At 51.6% G+C, this 752-nt stretch carries 1 protein-coding gene; it reads left to right on the top strand.

The window, feature by feature from the left end:
* Nucleotides 1-599 (top strand): Imm42 family immunity protein (locus tag RE6C_RS32760; RefSeq protein ID WP_236618005.1); only part of this gene is annotated, 599 nt, incomplete at its 5' end.
* Nucleotides 600-752 lie beyond the last annotated feature (153 nt).

Raw genomic sequence — 752 nt, forward strand, 5'->3', positions numbered from 1 at the left:
CGTTCTGCCTTAGTACCGAGGCTCACATCTCAATGATGTTTGGCGATCCAAACGACGTTGCAATCGAGGCGATGACAGAGTCGCACCTCGTCGCCCCGTCGGTTGTTTGGGGCAGAATGTGTTTACATATCGGCGATTTAGTTCTCGGCGATTTCTCTGACCCCCACTGCAGCTTGTACGGAGCGTACTGTGGATTCAAGGAATTGCTCGACAATCCACATCCACTGTGGGACGAATCGTTTGATGGTTTGTCTCGCGAGCAAATCCATGATCTGGTCCGAAATGCAATTTACGGCGACGACGAGAGATCAATGGAGGCAATCCTTGCGGATTCTCAGCGATACCGTGAATTTGATTTCTTGACCAATTGGGGTGAACAATTCGACGGATTTGCATCGGTGATCGTTCAGGAGGATGACCATACAACCACAATTCTGCATCGCCCCCACTCCGCTTGGACGCGTCAAAGGCAACCGGGACCATTTGTCGTCGCGATTTGCAGTACAATGGGACTCCGTAATGCGTGTTGCGGCTTAATTGAATGGTTCGATCGCGAAGCCGCGAGACTCACGCCGACAGAAGGCAGAACAAAGCGGTGAACGGGAGCCGCCGATGTCGCTGGTTTTGAAATCATAGTTTTGTGGCGGCGGCCCCGTTACCGCGGTCGTTACCCGACTCAAGAATCATGAACACTAACGTCGAACCAATTCGTGTTTTCACGATCTTTCTTTTGGCGATCCTGTTGCAAGTTG

This window comes from Rhodopirellula europaea 6C (assembly GCF_000338295.1).
Taxonomy (GTDB): Bacteria; Planctomycetota; Planctomycetia; order Pirellulales; family Pirellulaceae; genus Rhodopirellula; species Rhodopirellula europaea.